General features: G+C 36.7%; 16 protein-coding genes, 1 tRNA gene, 2 rRNA genes, 1 other RNA gene and 1 other annotated feature. Of the genes, 15 read left to right on the top strand and 5 right to left on the bottom strand.

Annotated features, from left to right (window positions below; translation table 11 throughout):
• Positions 1-81 (top strand): 5S ribosomal RNA (gene rrf, locus B9N79_RS27000); the annotation flags it as partial.
• Positions 82-101: 20 nt separating this feature from the next.
• On the opposite strand, the gene B9N79_RS25355 is transcribed toward rrf, so the two are convergent.
• Entirely contained in the window at positions 102-1,088 is a 987-nt protein-coding gene (locus B9N79_RS25355) for a YaaC family protein (RefSeq protein ID WP_040058538.1), read from the bottom strand.
• A 119-nt stretch (positions 1,089-1,207) separates the two neighbouring features.
• On the opposite strand from B9N79_RS25355, the gene guaB reads away from it, so the two are divergent.
• The 6 genes from guaB (at position 1,208) to B9N79_RS25325 (ending at position 7,735) form a co-directional block, all read left to right on the top strand.
• Positions 1,208-2,674, top strand: coding sequence for an IMP dehydrogenase (gene guaB, locus B9N79_RS25350; RefSeq protein ID WP_040058537.1), 1,467 nt, complete (start codon positions 1,208-1,210; stop codon positions 2,672-2,674).
• A 133-nt stretch (positions 2,675-2,807) separates the two neighbouring features.
• Positions 2,808-4,166, top strand: a complete 1,359-nt coding sequence (locus B9N79_RS25345; RefSeq protein WP_040058536.1) for a serine hydrolase — start codon at positions 2,808-2,810, stop codon at positions 4,164-4,166.
• A gap of 195 nt (positions 4,167-4,361) precedes the next feature.
• Positions 4,362-5,246, top strand: coding sequence for a pyridoxal 5'-phosphate synthase lyase subunit PdxS (gene pdxS, locus B9N79_RS25340; protein WP_040058535.1), 885 nt, complete (start codon positions 4,362-4,364; stop codon positions 5,244-5,246).
• 15 nt (positions 5,247-5,261) lie between these two features.
• A complete protein-coding gene (pdxT, locus tag B9N79_RS25335) occupies positions 5,262-5,849 on the top strand; it encodes a pyridoxal 5'-phosphate synthase glutaminase subunit PdxT (protein WP_085119387.1) in 588 nt (195 codons plus the stop codon).
• Between the two features lie 55 nt (positions 5,850-5,904).
• Positions 5,905-6,120, top strand: a binding site (T-box leader).
• A 63-nt stretch (positions 6,121-6,183) separates the two neighbouring features.
• Complete coding sequence (serS, locus tag B9N79_RS25330; RefSeq protein WP_046218586.1) at positions 6,184-7,458, top strand: serine--tRNA ligase; 1,275 nt, start codon at positions 6,184-6,186, stop codon at positions 7,456-7,458.
• A gap of 184 nt (positions 7,459-7,642) precedes the next feature.
• Positions 7,643-7,735 (top strand) — tRNA-Ser (locus tag B9N79_RS25325).
• A gap of 133 nt (positions 7,736-7,868) precedes the next feature.
• Here B9N79_RS25325 and B9N79_RS25320 read toward each other — a convergent pair.
• The 4 genes from B9N79_RS25320 to B9N79_RS25305 all read right to left on the bottom strand — a co-directional run bounded on the left by B9N79_RS25320 (position 7,869) and on the right by B9N79_RS25305 (position 11,189).
• The gene (locus B9N79_RS25320; RefSeq protein WP_040058532.1) at positions 7,869-8,522 is read right to left on the bottom strand and encodes a deoxynucleoside kinase; all 654 of its coding nucleotides are present in this window, start codon (positions 8,520-8,522) and stop codon (positions 7,869-7,871) included.
• On the bottom strand, positions 8,506-9,156 hold the full coding sequence (locus B9N79_RS25315) for a deoxynucleoside kinase (RefSeq protein WP_040058531.1): 651 nt from the start codon (positions 9,154-9,156) through the stop codon (positions 8,506-8,508). Before B9N79_RS25315 ends, B9N79_RS25320 begins: the two co-directional genes overlap by 17 nt.
• 125 nt (positions 9,157-9,281) lie before the next feature.
• Positions 9,282-10,580, bottom strand: a complete 1,299-nt coding sequence (locus B9N79_RS25310; protein WP_040058530.1) for a glycoside hydrolase family 18 protein — start codon at positions 10,578-10,580, stop codon at positions 9,282-9,284.
• 24 nt (positions 10,581-10,604) lie between these two features.
• Positions 10,605-11,189 carry a cysteine hydrolase family protein gene (locus tag B9N79_RS25305; RefSeq protein ID WP_040058529.1) on the bottom strand — a complete coding sequence of 195 codons (585 nt, stop codon included), beginning with the start codon at positions 11,187-11,189 and terminating at the stop codon, positions 10,605-10,607.
• 78 nt (positions 11,190-11,267) lie between these two features.
• On the opposite strand from B9N79_RS25305, the gene tadA reads away from it, so the two are divergent.
• From tadA to B9N79_RS25265, 8 genes are all read left to right on the top strand, one after another.
• Positions 11,268-11,753, top strand: a complete 486-nt coding sequence (tadA, locus tag B9N79_RS25300; RefSeq protein ID WP_372450237.1) for a tRNA adenosine(34) deaminase TadA — start codon at positions 11,268-11,270, stop codon at positions 11,751-11,753.
• 103 nt (positions 11,754-11,856) lie between these two features.
• Positions 11,857-12,121, top strand: an RNA gene (gene ffs / locus B9N79_RS25295) — signal recognition particle sRNA large type.
• Positions 12,122-12,258: 137 nt separating this feature from the next.
• Positions 12,259-13,944 carry a DNA polymerase III subunit gamma/tau gene (dnaX, locus tag B9N79_RS25290; RefSeq protein ID WP_019395188.1) on the top strand — a complete coding sequence of 562 codons (1,686 nt, stop codon included), beginning with the start codon at positions 12,259-12,261 and terminating at the stop codon, positions 13,942-13,944.
• 31 nt (positions 13,945-13,975) lie between these two features.
• Positions 13,976-14,296: a YbaB/EbfC family nucleoid-associated protein gene (locus tag B9N79_RS25285; RefSeq protein WP_019395187.1), complete on the top strand. Its 321-nt coding sequence runs from the start codon at positions 13,976-13,978 to the stop codon at positions 14,294-14,296.
• Positions 14,297-14,305: 9 nt separating this feature from the next.
• Positions 14,306-14,902 carry a recombination mediator RecR gene (gene recR / locus B9N79_RS25280; protein WP_040058527.1) on the top strand — a complete coding sequence of 199 codons (597 nt, stop codon included), beginning with the start codon at positions 14,306-14,308 and terminating at the stop codon, positions 14,900-14,902.
• Between the two features lie 13 nt (positions 14,903-14,915).
• Positions 14,916-15,140, top strand: a complete 225-nt coding sequence (locus B9N79_RS25275) for a YaaL family protein (RefSeq protein WP_040058526.1) — start codon at positions 14,916-14,918, stop codon at positions 15,138-15,140.
• Between the two features lie 125 nt (positions 15,141-15,265).
• On the top strand, positions 15,266-15,529 hold the full coding sequence (locus B9N79_RS25270; protein ID WP_040058525.1) for a pro-sigmaK processing inhibitor BofA family protein: 264 nt from the start codon (positions 15,266-15,268) through the stop codon (positions 15,527-15,529).
• Between the two features lie 293 nt (positions 15,530-15,822).
• Positions 15,823-15,884: ribosomal RNA gene (locus B9N79_RS25265) — 16S ribosomal RNA — on the top strand; the annotation flags it as partial.

The following is a 15,884-nucleotide window of genomic DNA, read 5'->3' as shown; positions in this document are numbered from 1 at the left end:
CATGCCGAACACAGAAGTTAAGCTCTTGAACGCCGATGGTAGTTGGGACTTTGTCCCTGTGAGAGTAGGACGTTGCCAGGCACCATACAAAAAAGGCTGATCTATAATAGATCAGCCTTTTTTGTATAAGACAGTAAGAAATTTTTCAGTAAGAACGGACTCTTTATTTTAGTTACTTCAAGGAATTTTACAATAAATGGATAATCTTTAGAACTATAAGAATGAAGGAGTTCATACCACCATTCTGTTTCATACCGAGAAATCATACTTAAATTATAGAGCAGAAGGTAGTGCACTAATATTTCTGGTAGCATTCGACTTAGTGGCTTAATAAAAGGAAAACAATATACATCTTCTTCTAGAGAATAAGAAAAAGGAGCGCAGTGAAGAAGTGCTTCTTTTTTTAAGAGACGTGGATTGATTTCTCGCTCTGCTAACATATCTATGTCAATTAGTTGGGGTCTTAAGTGCGAATAAAAATATTCATGAAATCTCCTTTCACTCATCTTATAATAATCAAAAGCAAGATCAGAAAACACCCATCGGTCATCATGAATCGACCCAAAAACATGAGAGACTTCTCTTCTGTATAAATGTTTAAAAAGTTGATGAGTTTCAGGAATTTGAATAAGTAATTCTTTCATCGAGTACTTCTCATGTTCTAATACCCCTAAATTAAATAAAGTTTGGTCAATATGGGGGAATAGTCCGCTCTTTTGTATTTTTACCTCATCATCAAGAAATTTGTAATCTTGTTTTTTTCTTTTTCTTGTTGAAACACCATGTGCTAAGATAGAAGTATTAGCAGGATATTGACTGTCTTTCACAAGCAGGCATGCTTTTAACAGTTGACTAATGCCATAAAAAAGCAACATTGGTTGAATAGATAGGGGAGCTTGCTCTGCTAATTTGTAATAATTTTTACTGTGCTCTAGATAATAAATAAAGGGATAACAGTTCTCGAAACTTTTCTTTTCAGCATCTGCTTTATTTAGTTTCTGACTATAGTGATGAGATAGAAAATCTTGAGTAAAAGGAGCGGCATAAAACACGGACAAATCGCTCCATATGACCTGTTGATCGTTCATAAACATTAATACCTCACTTTTTTGAATAATCTAACATATCCCAATCTTGTTGACATAACAAGGGTTGGCTTGTTAATCTACTAATAATATTTTGGCGTTTAAAGGAGGATTTATTTATCATGTGGGAATCAAAATTTGCAAAAGAAGGTCTTACATTTGATGATGTGCTACTTGTTCCAGCAAAATCAGAGGTTTTACCAAAGGATGTAGACTTAAGTGTAACGTTAACAAAAACGTTGAAACTTAATTTGCCATTCATTAGTGCAGGAATGGATACTGTAACTGAAGCTGATATGGCAATGGCAATGGCTAGACAAGGCGGTTTAGGAATCATCCATAAGAACATGTCTATCGAACAACAAGCAGAGCAAGTTGATAAAGTAAAACGCTCTGAACGCGGGGTTATTACAGATCCGTTTTTCTTAACACCAGAACATCAAGTTTTTGATGCTGAACACCTTATGGGGAAATATCGTATTTCAGGTGTTCCAATTGTTAATAACGAGGAAGAACAAAAATTAGTTGGAATCTTAACAAACCGTGATCTTCGTTTTATTCAAGATTACTCAATTAAAATTAAAGACGTTATGACGAAAGAAGATCTTGTTACAGCTCCTGTTGGAACAACATTACAAGAGGCAGAACAGATTTTACAGCAATATAAAATTGAAAAACTCCCTCTTGTAAATGAAGACAATGTTTTAAAAGGTCTCATTACAATCAAGGATATTGAAAAAGTTATTGAGTTTCCAAACTCTGCAAAAGACCCACATGGCCGATTGATTGTTGGAGCTGCTGTTGGAGTAACAGCTGATACAATGATTCGTGTTGAAAAACTTGTACAAGCTGGTGTAGATGTTATCGTTTTAGATACAGCACATGGACATTCAAAAGGCGTACTAGAATCTGTTAAACAAATCCGCGCTGCATATCCAGATCTTAATATTATTGCTGGTAACGTAGCAACTGCAGAAGCAACAAGAGATTTAATTGAAGCAGGAGCAGATGTTATTAAAGTTGGTATTGGACCTGGTTCAATTTGTACAACTCGTGTTGTAGCAGGTGTTGGTGTTCCACAAATTACAGCAGTATATGACTGTGCAACAGAGGCGAGAAAGCATGGTATACCAGTTATTGCTGACGGAGGTATTAAATATTCTGGTGATATCGTTAAAGCTCTTGCTGCTGGTGGTCACGTTGTAATGTTAGGAAGCTTGCTTGCAGGAACTTCTGAAAGCCCTGGAGAAACAGAAATTTATCAAGGTAGACGTTTTAAAGTATACCGCGGTATGGGTTCTGTAAGTGCAATGGAGCAAGGAAGTAAAGATCGCTATTTCCAAGAAGATAATAAAAAATTCGTGCCAGAAGGTATTGAAGGACGTGTTCCTTATAAAGGACCAGTTTCTGAAACAATCTACCAAATGACAGGTGGATTAAAATCAGGCATGGGGTACTGTGGAAGTAAAAACCTAGAAGCTCTTCGTGAACAAGCAAAATTTGTTCGTATGACTGGTGCTGGTTTACACGAAAGTCACCCACATGATGTGCAAATTACAAAAGAATCACCAAATTATTCTTTACGCTAACCGGCAAAAATGCTCTACCATTTCAGGTAGGGCATTTTTTATTTCCTCGGAAAGCATGACCTATAGACCTATTCATTTAAAGTTCCCTATGGTAAAATAACGCTTATGTGAACATGACTTTGGAGGGTAAAAAGTGAAATTAACACAACGTTTATTTGTAGGGATAGTAGCGAGCCTCTTAGTGCTACAGCTGTGGATAGTAGCACCGATTGCTCATGCACAGGAAGTAGATAAACCAAATCTAGAATCAGGTGCAGCTATTTTAGTGGAAGCCCAAACAGGAAAAGTTTTATATGAAAAAGATGCAGATGCAGTACGAGGCATTGCAAGCATGACAAAGATGATGACGGAATATTTATTGCTAGAAAATATCCATGAAGGCAAATTAAGCTGGGATGATACATATGAGCCAAGTGATTATGCTTATAAGATTTCGCAAAATTTAAGTTTATCTAATGTCCCTCTTGCTAAAGGGGAAAAATATACGTTAAGAGAGCTTTTCGAAGCAATGTCTATGTATTCAGCAAACGGTGCATCAATCGCAATTGCAGAGAAGATTGCAGGAAATGAAACCAATTTTGTCAAAATGATGAATGAGAAAGCTCAAGAACTTGGAATGAAAGATGCGAAGTTTGTGAATGCAACAGGTCTTTCAAATAGTGATTTACAAGGGATGCATCCTAAAGGAACAAAAGCAAGTGATGAGAATTTAGTTTCAGCTCGTTCAACTGCTAAACTTGCTTCACATCTTATTACTGACTATCCAGAAGTATTAGAAACTTCTAAACTAAAAGAAAAAACATTTCATAAAGGAAAAAATGGTGAAACACAAATGAAAAGCTGGAACTGGATGCTTCCAGGACTTGTTTATGAATATGAAAAGGCAGAAGTAGATGGTCTGAAAACAGGTAGTACAGATTTTGCAGGCTATTGCTTCACAGGAACCGCAGAGAAAGACGGAGCACGCTATATAACAGTTGTAATGGATGCAAAAGATCATGGACAAGAATCCTATGAAGCGAGGTTCAGCGAAACAGCAAAGCTTTTAGACTATGCTTTTGATAACTTTGAAGTAAAAACCCTTCATCCTGCTGGCTATACTTTGAAAGAAAAGGTAAAAGTTGCAAAAGGAAATGAAAAAGAAGCTAAAGTAACTACAAAAGAGCCGTTAAAAGTAGTTGTTGAAAAAGGAAAAAATGCTAAAAAAGCTGTTGAAAAAGAAGTTGTAGTAAATGAGAAGAAATTAAATAATGATGGAAAACTTATTGCTCCAATCAAAAAGGGAGAAGAAGTTGGATATATTAATGTTAAGTACAAGGATGATCAATTTGGATATTTAATAACTGATGGGGATGATCAGTCAGGAGTTCCTATTGTAATGAAAGAAGATATTGATAAAGCTAATTGGTTTTCACTTATGTTCAGAAGTATCGGAGACTTCTTTGCTGACATGTGGACAAGTGCTGCAAACATGGTTAAAGGCTGGTTTTGATATAAGAAGAATGCTTATGGTTTAAATTACCAGATGCATTCTTCTTTTTTTGATTAAACTATCTACTGAATTTAGATAGGATTTTGTTGAGAAATCATGTAGAATGAAAAATAGGAATTTGAATTGTCTAAATAGTATATATTCAAATTAAACATTATTACATTGGCTAGACTCTTAGTAGGAGGGAATATCAACATGAACAACCGTGGAACAGATCGTGTTAAAAGAGGTATGGCAGAAATGCAAAAAGGCGGCGTTATTATGGATGTTATTAACGCTGAGCAAGCTAAAATTGCAGAGGAAGCTGGAGCAGTAGCTGTTATGGCACTTGAGCGTGTGCCAGCTGATATCCGTGCAGCAGGTGGAGTTGCTCGTATGGCAGATCCAACTATTGTTGAGGAAGTAGTAAATGCTGTTTCTATTCCTGTTATGGCAAAGGCGCGTATCGGACATATTGTAGAGGCTCGCGTTCTTGAAGCAATGGGAGTTGACTATATTGATGAAAGTGAAGTATTAACTCCTGCAGATGAAGAGTTTCATTTGTATAAGAGTGACTTCACTGTACCATTTGTTTGTGGATGTCGTGATTTAGGTGAAGCAGCACGTCGTATTGGAGAGGGAGCTTCTATGCTTCGTACAAAAGGGGAGCCAGGTACAGGTAATATTGTAGAGGCTGTTCGTCATATTCGTAAGGTGAATGCTCAAGTTCGTAAGGTAGTAGGTATGAATGAAGATGAGCTAATGACAGAAGCTAAAAATCTTGGAGCTCCATTTGAACTTCTCCTTCAAATTAAGGAAGAGGGACGTCTTCCTGTTGTAAACTTCGCAGCAGGTGGTGTAGCTACACCAGCAGATGCAGCTCTTATGATGCAGCTTGGAGCAGATGGGGTATTTGTAGGTTCAGGAATCTTCAAATCCGACAATCCAGCTAAGTTTGCTCGTGCTATCGTGGAAGCAACAACACATTATCAAGATTATGAATTGATTGCAAGCCTCTCAAAAGGACTTGGTAATGCAATGAAAGGGATCGAAATCTCAACACTATTACCAGAAAATCGTATGCAAGAGCGTGGCTGGTAAGAAAGGTCTGGTTTTATGACAACAATCGGTATACTTGCTTTGCAAGGTGCAGTAAGAGAACATGCAAAGGCTTTTGAACGTGCTGGAGCAGAAGTTGTTTTAGTAAAAAAAGTCGAACAGCTAGAAAGTATCGATGGTCTTGTACTTCCAGGTGGAGAAAGTACAACAATGAGACGCCTTATTGATAAGTATGGGTTCATGGAGCCGCTAAAAGCATTTGCTGCTCAAAAAAAACCTATGTTTGGCACATGTGCTGGCTTGATCTTATTAGCTAGTGATCTTGTTGGTTATAGTGAACCACACCTAGGAGTGATGGATATTAAAGTGGAACGCAATTCTTTTGGACGTCAAAGGGAGAGCTTTGAAGCTGCATTATCTATTAAAGGTGTTGGAGAAGACTTTATTGGAGTCTTTATCCGTGCTCCACATATTGTGGAAGTTGGACAAGATGTTGAAGTGTTAGCAATGCATGGAGACCGAATTGTAGCAGCTCAGCAAGGTTCATTCCTAGGCTGTTCTTTCCATCCAGAGTTAACAGATGATTATCGCCTTGCACAGCATTTTGTACAAATGGTGGAAGCATCTTCAAAAGAGACAGTATAAAAGCATTGCAACAAGTTAAAACTTATAGTACATTATGATGTATAAGTTGAATATAGCTAGCACGTTGAAGGGAAATAGTAATAAGACTCTTATCTTTAAGAGAGCTAGTGGTTGGTGCAAACTAGTAGATAAAGCTTATGAATCCATCCTGGAGTGAATTGTTGAACAATGCAGTAGGCAATTGCGGTGTTAAACCGTTATTTTATAAAGTGGTAAGAGACATCAGTCTCTTTCAACTAGGGTGGCAACGCGGGTAACTCTCGTCCCTTACATATAATGTAAGGGACGAGAGTTTTTTATTTGCCTTAATTATTAATGTAAAGGAGTTAAAAACATGTTAGATTTAAAATTTTTACGCAAAAATTTTCAAGAAGTGAAAGAAAAGCTTCAACATCGAGGAGAAGATTTAACAGATCTTGGAGCATTTGAAGAATTAGATAGCAAGCGTCGTGAGCTTATTGCTCAAACGGAAGAGCTTAAAAGTAAGAGAAACGAAGTATCACAGCAAGTAGCAGTGCTAAAGAGAGAGAAGAAAGATGCGGATCATCTTATTGCAGAAATGCGAGAAGTAGGAGATAAAGTAAAAGCTCTTGATGAAGAATTACGTTCTGTTGAAGAGAGACTTCAACAACTTCTTCTTTCTATTCCAAATGTTCCACATGAAACTGTGCCAGTTGGAGAAACAGAAGACGATAATGTAGAAGTAAGAGCGTGGGGGGAAGTTCCGCAGTTTGCATTTGAGGCAAAACCACATTGGGATTTAGCAACAGACTTAGAATTATTAGATTTTGAGCGTGCTGCTAAAGTAACTGGAAGTCGTTTTGTATTTTATAAAGGACTTGGAGCAAGACTTGAGCGAGCGTTAATTAACTTTATGTTGAACCTTCATATTGATGAGCATGGATATGAAGAAATCTTACCTCCATACATGGTGAATAGAGCAAGCATGACAGGAACAGGACAGCTTCCAAAGTTTGAAGAAGATGCATTTCTAATCGAGAAGGAAGATTATTTCTTAATTCCGACCTCAGAGGTTCCTGTCACTAATCTTCATCGCGATGAGATCTTAAAAGGAGATCAGCTCCCAGTAAGCTATGCTGCATATAGCACATGCTTCCGTTCTGAAGCAGGTTCTGCAGGGCGTGATACACGTGGTCTTATCCGTCAACATCAATTCAATAAAGTAGAACTTGTTCGTTTTGTTAAACCTGAAGATTCTTATGAAGAACTCGAAAAATTAACAGGTCATGCTGAAAAGGTACTTCAGCTTCTAGGTCTTCCATATCGCGTTATGAGCATGTGTACAGGTGATCTAGGTTTCACAGCAGCTAAAAAGTATGATATTGAAGTATGGTTACCAAGCTATGGAACATATCGTGAAATCTCTTCTTGTTCAAACTTTGAAGGTTTCCAAGCACGTCGTGCAAATATTCGTTTCCGTCGCGAAACAAACGGAAGACCTGAGCATGTGCATACGCTAAATGGATCTGGTCTTGCAATTGGGCGTACTGTTGCAGCTATTTTAGAAAATTATCAACAAGAAGATGGTTCTATTATAATTCCAGAAGTGTTACGTCCATACATGGGAAATCGATCTGTGATTAAATAATTTCTAAGAAAAGAGGCAAGAATAACTAACTATTTTCTTGTCTCTTTTTTAGAATAAAAAGATAGACTAGAGTTATCTTTTATAAGGAAGGTATAAATTAGTATTTTTCTAAAAAAATATAAAAAAATTGTATAAAATTGTTGACGAATGTAGAAAATGATGATATAGTTATTCTTGTCGAGACGGAGGAATACCCAAGTCCGGCTGAAGGGATCGGTCTTGAAAACCGACAGGGGTGTCAAAACCCGCGGGGGTTCGAATCCCCCTTCCTCCTCCATTATTACAAATTAAAGATAGCGCATATAAATTGGAGATTGGAACTCGTTACATATAATGTAACGAGTTTTTTGTATATTAAAGGGATAAAAAGATAAAGCATCCTATCAAGTATCAGGATGCTTTGTCTTTTTTTAATGATTATTTATAGTTTGAGATATTTTCTTTATAATGTTTTCAATAGAAGTTGGATCTTCCAATAAATCATAGTCTGAAATATTTAAACGAAGCACAGGGCAAGCGTTAAATGAATTGATCCAATTTTCATAGCGAGCGTGCATTTCTTCCCAATAGGATAAGGGAGTTTCTTGTTCCATTGCTCGTCCTCGTTTTCGAATTCGCTGAATAATCTGTTCCAGATCTCCTTCTAAATAGATAAGAAGCGTAGGTTTAGGAAAATAAGGTGTTAAGACCATTGCATCAAACAAGCTTCTGTATGTTTCATAATCAACAGGACTCATTGTACCCTTTTCATAATGCATCCTAGCAAATATCCCAGTGTCTTCATAAATAGAACGATCTTGAACAAAGCCACCGCCATGTTCAAACATTTTCTTTTGTTCTTTAAAGCGCTCTGCTAAAAAATAAATTTGCAGATGAAAACTCCAACGTTCAAAATCATGATAAAAAGAATCTAAGTATGGATTGTTTTCTACTTTCTCAAAAGAAGTTTGAAAATCTAATGCTTCTGCTAATACTTTTGTGAATGTTGATTTTCCTATTCCGACAGTTCCAGCTACAGTAATAACAGCATCTTTTGGAATGTTATATTTAGCGTTTAAATTCATTTGGAAACTCCTTTAACAATGCAGGCTTAAGAATATCAATAATGTGTTGAAAATCTTCTTCCCGATTTACAAAATCAATTTTATCACCATCAAACTCAAGTACAGGAATGTGAGGGTGTTCTTGTTTAAATTGTACAAACATTTTTTCGTAATCCTCTTTTAAATTAAGAAGGTATGTGTGGTTTATGTCTTGCTCAATATCACGTCCACGTTTAGAGATTCTTTTTAGTAATGTCTCTAAACTAGCATTTAAATAAACAATAATATTAGGCATTGGTAAGTCTTCAGTTAACACCTTATAAACACGTTCATATTTATTATAATGTTTCATGTGTAACGTTCGTTTAGCAAACACTATGTTTTTCAAAACATGATAGTCTGCAACAACAGGTTTTTGTTTTGTAAGAAAGCGGGCTTCAACATCTTCTAATTGTTTATAACGATTACATAGAAAGAACATTTCTGTTTGAAAGCTCCACTCATCAATATTTTGATAAAAATCTTTGAGAAAAGGGTTTTCTTCAACAATTTCTCGTAGTAAATGAAACTGTAGGTATGTTGCTAATCTATGGGAAAGTGAAGTTTTTCCTACACCTATAGGTCCCTCAACAGCAATGAAGGGAGTAGAATTCATAATAGAGTCCTCCTGTATATATAGCCTTTCCCCTATGAGGGAATAGGGATGTCGTATGAACACGCAAAGGATATTGTACCACAGGAAGACTCTAATAAGAGAGAATAAAAGAACTAAGATTGCTTTTAAGATTGAGAGTCAAATTTTCTGACATTGAAGTTTTTTAGAATGAGAAGCCAGTTTTGTGGGAAAGGAAGTCCTAACTTCCAATAGGCAACACCACGTAATTCAAACTGTTTGACCAAATCAAATTTACGTTGAATGGACCGAGCGTCTTCAAACCAAACAACATGTTCCTTGTTTTGTTCATCTCTATAATTATAATAAGGGGCTTGGGAAGTAGTGCTATATTGAATCGATGTATTATATTGATAAGCAATTTCCAAAGCTCTTTGAGCGCTATAGGCTTTAGCAGGTGGATTTCCCTGCTTGTATGGAAGGGTCCAATCATATCCATATAAATTTTGTCCCATTAATATTTTAGAAGCCGGTATTTCAGTTACAGCATATTCAATTACTTTTTGGACTTGATTAATAGGAGACACAGCAAGTGGTGGGCCCCCACTATATCCCCACTCATAAGTCATTAATACGACAAAGTCTACAATTTCTCCATGTGCTTTATAATCATGTGCTTCATACCATTGCCCTTGTTGAGTAGCACTTGTTTTCGGAGCAAGTGCTGTGGAAATTAACCACCCTTCTTGCTTAAATCGATCTCTTGCTTTTCTTAAAAAATTATTATAAGCTTCTCTGTCTTCTGCGCGGAGAAACTCAAAGTCAAAATGAATGTCACGGAAGTTGTTAGCTTTTGCAGTTGTCACAATATTATTTAGGAGTGTATTTTGAACAGCTGTATTTGTTAGTAGAATATGGCCTAATTCTTCATTGAAAGCTCCTTCTTCAATGTTAGTGATGACCATTGAATAAATAAGCCGATTGTTTTCAGCAATAGACCTAAAGTTATTTAGATTAGGGGCACTCAGAGAACCATCTCGTTTTGCTTCAAAACTTGAAGGACCTATGTACGATAATGCTCTTGCACTATCGTTAATTTGTCTTTCTACATCGGCAGTAATTGTACGACGACTTGAGTCAACGTACCCATAGAATTCTCCTTCACGCTTTGGAGCAGGGGGAATATAAAGGCGTGTACCAACTGTAAGTGGTCTTGTTACGGGTATGTTGTTAACAGAAGCTAAACGCTGGTAGCTAATATTGAATTTTTGACCAATCTGCCATAACGTATCACCTCTTTGAACAACATAATACTCTCCTACAATAGGGATAACAATCGCCTGACCAACAACAAGGCGATTTGGATCGGGTAATTGGTTTACACTTGCTAATCTTGAGGCCGAAATATTAAATTGTCTAGCAATGCCAGACACAGTATCTCCAGATTTTACAACATAAATTTGCATAGCTATCCTCCTATACAATAAGTCTTACTTTAGCCTATTATATGAAGGGTGAATTGATGACAAGAGTTCAATTAAGGATTGATGACAATCAGTTGAGGCCCCCAATACATTTTTCATCATTCGAAGTGCGAATATATTGTCTTCCTCCACATTTGAAGCAATACAATCAGAAGGGATGAATAGAGGGTATTTTCTCATATAGGCATCATTAGCTGAAAAAAGAACGCATATGTTTCCAGCAATCCCTGTTAGAATCAAGCTCTCAACCGAAAGCTCTTCAAGAAGAACATTAAGGGCTGTACCGTAGAAGATGGAGTGTTTTGGTTTGATAAGAAAAAAATCGTCTTCTTTTGGTTTGATTTTTTGAAGGATTTGCGAGCTACGTTTATTGTGGCAATTCTTTAAGATCACATCTAGGTTTGCTTGCCATAAGTTATAATGGTCATTAATATAGATGACAGGAATTTCTTTTTTGTAGCATATCTCTTTTAACATTGTAATATAGGGGACGATTGTTTGAGCTTGTTGAGCAAGTTCTTGTCCTAGTTCAAATTGAAAGTCATTAATCATATCGATAATAATTAAAGCAGGGTTTTTTAATTCATTCATAAAATGCTCCTTGTTAAAATAAAATGTTACTTTATAGTGTGGCTCAAACGTATAAAAACATGAGAAAGGATAGAAATGATGGAAGAAACAGATTATCAGTACATGTTAGAAGCAATAGAAGAAGCAAAGAAAGCAGAGGAAAAACATGAAGTACCCATTGGAGCGGTTGTCGTAATAGATGGAGAAATTGTTGGAAGAGCCCATAACCTCAGAGAAACAGCGCAGCGTTCCATTGCTCATGCTGAACTTTTAGCTATTGATGAAGCCTGTCAGAAAACAGGTTCTTGGCGATTAGAAGATGCAACTCTTTATGTTACTCTTGAACCTTGTCCAATGTGTGCAGGCAGCATCATCATGTCTAGAGTGAAGCGCGTTGTTTTTGGAGCTTATGATCCTAAAGGAGGATGTGCAGGAACCCTTATGAACCTTCTTCAAGATGAGCGGTTTAATCATAGAGCAGAAGTTGTTGGCGGGGTGATGGAAGAAGAGTGTGGACGACTTTTAACAGATTTCTTTCGATCACTAAGAGCTAAGCAAAAAGCTAGCAAGAAGACTCATTCTTAACTTCAAAATATTTACAGGATCTATACGTTGCATTTTTGATTAAAAAGATTTATACTAAGACATGCACCAACAAACGGTGCCTTAAAAATTGGTTACAATTTTGCCGTGCTAGGCGGGGAGGTAGCGGTGCCCTGTACTCGCAATCCGCTCAAGCGAGGCTGAATCCCTTCTCGAGGCTAGTCTGCTTTAGGGTCTGCCTTAAGTAAGTGGTGTTGACGTTTTGGTCCTACGCAATGAAAATCCATGAACCCTGTCAGGTCCGGAAGGAAGCAGCAGTAAGTGGAACCTTTCATGTGCCGTAGGGTTGCCTGAACCGAGCTAACTGCTTAAGTAACGCCTGGGGCAACTAGTCGACAGAAGGTGCACGGTACTTTATACATATAATAACAGTCTACTCTTTTAGAGTAGGCTGTTTTATTGTATAAGAAGGAAGAATCATTTTGGAATATCGTTCTATAATAAGATATAATAATACATAATAAAGTTTGATCAAGGAGGGTATCGGTTGGCATATCAAGCACTCTATCGTGTTTATCGCCCTCAATCCTTTGAGGATGTAGTCGGTCAGAAACATATTGTAAAAACATTAAAAAACGCTTTACTTCAACAGAAATTCTCACATGCTTACCTCTTTTCAGGACCGCGTGGAACAGGGAAAACTACAGCAGCTAAGATTTTATCAAAAGCTGTAAACTGTGAACATGCACCTGTGAGTGAACCGTGCAATGAATGTGCAGCATGTAGAGGGATTATGGATGGTTCTATTTCAGATGTGATTGAAATTGACGCAGCTTCAAATAATGGCGTTGATGAAATTCGAGATATTCGTGATAAAGTCAAATATGCACCAAGTGCTGTTCGTTATAAAGTGTATATCATTGATGAGGTTCATATGCTTTCCATAGGGGCTTTCAACGCGCTGTTGAAAACATTAGAAGAGCCACCACCACATGTCATTTTTATTTTGGCAACAACTGAACCTCATAAGATTCCACTCACTATTATTTCTCGTTGTCAGCGTTTTGATTTTAAACGTATCACATCAGATGAGATTGTATATCGGATGAAGAAAATCTTAGAAGATCAAAACACCCCTGTAGAAGATGAAGCTCTTTATGCTGTGGCAAGAGCAGCTGATGGTGGAATGCGAGATGCATTAAGTTTACTAGATCAAGCTATTTCTTATAGCGATGAGAAAGTAAATATTGATGATGTATTATCTATTACAGGAGCAGTATCTCAGCAATTTCTAGAAGAAGTTGTTGAGGCAATTGCAGGAAGAGAAGTTGCTCAAGCTTTAACAAATGTTAATGATATTGTCCAAAATGGAAAAGACCCTGTTCGTTTTATTGAAGATCTAATTTTTTATTATCGTGATCTTCTTCTTTATAAAACAGGCATCCATAACCAAGACTTGTTACAACGCGCTGTTATTCATGAGGGGTTTATTTCTCTTAGTGAATCTGTGCAAGGTGCGGAGATTCATGAGATTATTCGCAGTCTTAACGAAGTTCAGCAGGAAATGAAATGGACAAATCACCCTCGAGTTTTACTAGAAGTAGCATTAGTGAAACTCTGTCAGCAGAATGCACAGAAGGAATCTTCAGGAGATGTTGAGGAACTTTTACAAAAGGTTCAACTCTTAGAGGGGCAGCTTAGCAAAATTCAGGAGCAGGGTGTTGTTGTTAGAGAAAGTGAAGAAGCCTCAAAACCAAAAGAAAATGTTCCGCGCTCTAGTAAACAGCAATATAAAGCTCCAACAGGGCGTATTAATGAAGTGCTTAAGAAGGCAACTAAAAAAGAGTTAGAGAAGGTCAAACAGAACTGGGCTGAGGTTCTTGATATGTTGAGAAAGCAAAATAAGGCTTCTCACGCAGCTCTTTTAGCAAATAGTGAACCTGTTGCCTCTTCTTCCGACGCTTTTGTGTTAAAATTTAAGTATGAGATTCACTGTAAGATGGTAGCAGAAAATAATAACTCTGTACGAGATCATGTAGAAACAATTTTGCAGTCTCTGATTGGTCAAAAGGTAGATTTAATTTCTATACCTGAATCTCAGTGGGAAAGTATTCGCGAAAATTTCATTCGTGAACATCGAGATGAACAAGAACAACCCGAAGAGACTGATGATCCACTTATTTCTGAGGCTAAAAGACTTTTTGGAGATGAACTAGTGGAGATTCAAGATTAAAGGGTAAATATAAAAAAAGGAGTAGATAATTATGCGTGGAATGGGAAATATGCAAAAAATGATGAAACAAATGCAAAAAATGCAAAAGGATATGCAAAAAGCACAAGAGGAATTAGCAGATAAGCAGATTGAAGGTACAGCTGGTGGTGGTATGGTAACAGTTGTTGTCAATGGCCAAAAAGAAATTATTGAGGTTAATATTAAAGAAGAAGTTGTAGATCCAGAAGATATTGAAATGCTACAAGATCTTGTAATGGCAGCGACAAACGATGCCCTAAAGAAAATTGAGGAATTAACAAATGAAACAATGGGACAATTTACTAAAGGACTAAACATCCCAGGCCTCATGTAGGAGGAAATTATGCACTATCCAGAACCGATTTCAAAGCTTATTGAGAGCTTTATGAAGTTACCAGGTATAGGTCCTAAAACAGCAGTACGTTTATCTTTCCATGTTTTAACAATGAAGGAAGATACAGTATTGGATTTTGCTAAAGCATTAGTCAATGCTAAGCGTAACCTTTCTTATTGTTCTGTATGCGGACATATAACAGATCAAGATCCTTGTTATATCTGTGAAGATAAGAGACGTGATCGAAGTATCGTCTGTGTTGTACAGGATCCAAAAGATGTTATTGCAATGGAAAAAATGAAGGAATATAAGGGTCTTTATCATGTTTTACATGGAGCTATCTCTCCGATGGATGGGATAGGACCTGAAGATATTAATATTCCTGATTTACTCAAACGATTGCAAGATGATGAAATTCAAGAGGTTATTCTAGCGACAAATCCAAATATTGAAGGCGAATCTACAGCAATGTATATTTCAAGACTATTACGCCCTACAAGTATTAAAATGACAAGAATCGCACATGGCCTTCCTGTTGGAGGAGACTTAGAATATGCTGATGAGGTCACATTATCGAAAGCACTAGAAGGACGAAGAGAGCTCTAAGGAGTAGAACATTATGCTGTTTAAACGTAAAGGATGGTTACGTGAGGAGTATAACCAAAAGCTATTAAATGAACTCTTTCAAGAGAAAAAGGAAAGAATCTATCGAAGTCGTTTAATGGAACAGAGCTTGGATCCTACGCCAGAGGCTGTTGCGAATTCAAGGTTGAGTGAAATTAAATACTTGTATTTATTAAAAGAAGCTAAGGTTAGAAACTTAACAATCCATTTAAAAAAATGAGGAAGCATTTAAGATAGCTTCCTCATTTTTTTATGAAAACAGTTATTATCCCTTTAAAGTGAAGTCATGTTTCCTTTTCCTCTACATAAGCTTATAGTACAAGCCATTTAAAAGAGGTGAAGTGGATGGAACCTATATGGATTATTTCTATACTAGTAGGGCTTATTATTTTAATTCTAATAACAGGAGGGATACAAAAGTCTTTTAAATTGTTAGGGAGCGGTATTGTTCGTTTCTTAATTGGGGCTCTTTTACTTTTCTTTGCAAATATCATAGGAGCTCAGTTCGGCTTACATGTTCCCATTAATTTAATTACTACTGCAGTAGCTGGTTTGTTAGGGGTATGTGGGGTAGGAGCACTAGTTGTTATTAACTTATGGATTATGTAATATAAAAGAGCAGATTTTTAAAATCTGCTCTTTTTAATTTTTTTTAAAAAAGTTATTGACCTAATAAAATATAAGTGTTATATTAATATACGTCGCTAAGACAGGGACGAAATGTTAAAAAACATTTTAAAAAAGTTATTGACTTAATTTAATAAATTTGTTATTATGATTAAGTCGCTTAAGACAAGTTCTTTGAAAACTGAACAAAATACGTCAACGTTAATTCTATTTTTAAAACAACGTTTCTTATAAGAAACAACAAGCTATGGACATCGAAAGATGAAACCAAACTTTCTATGGAGAGTTTGATCCTGGCTCAGGACGAACGCTGGCGGCGTGCCTAATACATGCAAGT

Source organism: Priestia filamentosa, from assembly GCF_900177535.1.
Classification (GTDB): domain Bacteria; phylum Bacillota; class Bacilli; order Bacillales; family Bacillaceae_H; genus Bacillus_I; species Bacillus_I filamentosa.
The sequence above is the reverse complement of the archived record's forward strand: the minus strand, read 5'-3'. Positions and strand labels throughout refer to the sequence as shown.

Excerpts from the sequence above, each read along its gene's own strand:
- B9N79_RS25275 (WP_040058526.1), top strand. The coding sequence starts at position 14,916 with ATGCTGTTTAAACGTAAAGGATGGTTACGTGAGGAGTATAACCAAAAG.
- B9N79_RS25310 (WP_040058530.1), bottom strand. The coding sequence starts at position 10,580 with ATGCAAATTTATGTTGTAAAATCTGGAGATACTGTGTCTGGCATTGCT.
- B9N79_RS25270 (WP_040058525.1), top strand. The coding sequence starts at position 15,266 with ATGGAACCTATATGGATTATTTCTATACTAGTAGGGCTTATTATTTTA.
- B9N79_RS25285 (WP_019395187.1), top strand. The coding sequence starts at position 13,976 with ATGCGTGGAATGGGAAATATGCAAAAAATGATGAAACAAATGCAAAAA.
- B9N79_RS25315 (WP_040058531.1), bottom strand. The coding sequence starts at position 9,156 with ATGAATTCTACTCCCTTCATTGCTGTTGAGGGACCTATAGGTGTAGGA.
- tadA (WP_372450237.1), top strand. The coding sequence starts at position 11,268 with ATGGAAGAAACAGATTATCAGTACATGTTAGAAGCAATAGAAGAAGCA.
- B9N79_RS25355 (WP_040058538.1), bottom strand. The coding sequence starts at position 1,088 with ATGAACGATCAACAGGTCATATGGAGCGATTTGTCCGTGTTTTATGCC.
- recR (WP_040058527.1), top strand. The coding sequence starts at position 14,306 with ATGCACTATCCAGAACCGATTTCAAAGCTTATTGAGAGCTTTATGAAG.
- guaB (WP_040058537.1), top strand. The coding sequence starts at position 1,208 with ATGTGGGAATCAAAATTTGCAAAAGAAGGTCTTACATTTGATGATGTG.
- B9N79_RS25305 (WP_040058529.1), bottom strand. The coding sequence starts at position 11,189 with ATGAATGAATTAAAAAACCCTGCTTTAATTATTATCGATATGATTAAT.
- B9N79_RS25320 (WP_040058532.1), bottom strand. The coding sequence starts at position 8,522 with ATGAATTTAAACGCTAAATATAACATTCCAAAAGATGCTGTTATTACT.
- pdxS (WP_040058535.1), top strand. The coding sequence starts at position 4,362 with ATGAACAACCGTGGAACAGATCGTGTTAAAAGAGGTATGGCAGAAATG.
- pdxT (WP_085119387.1), top strand. The coding sequence starts at position 5,262 with ATGACAACAATCGGTATACTTGCTTTGCAAGGTGCAGTAAGAGAACAT.
- serS (WP_046218586.1), top strand. The coding sequence starts at position 6,184 with ATGTTAGATTTAAAATTTTTACGCAAAAATTTTCAAGAAGTGAAAGAA.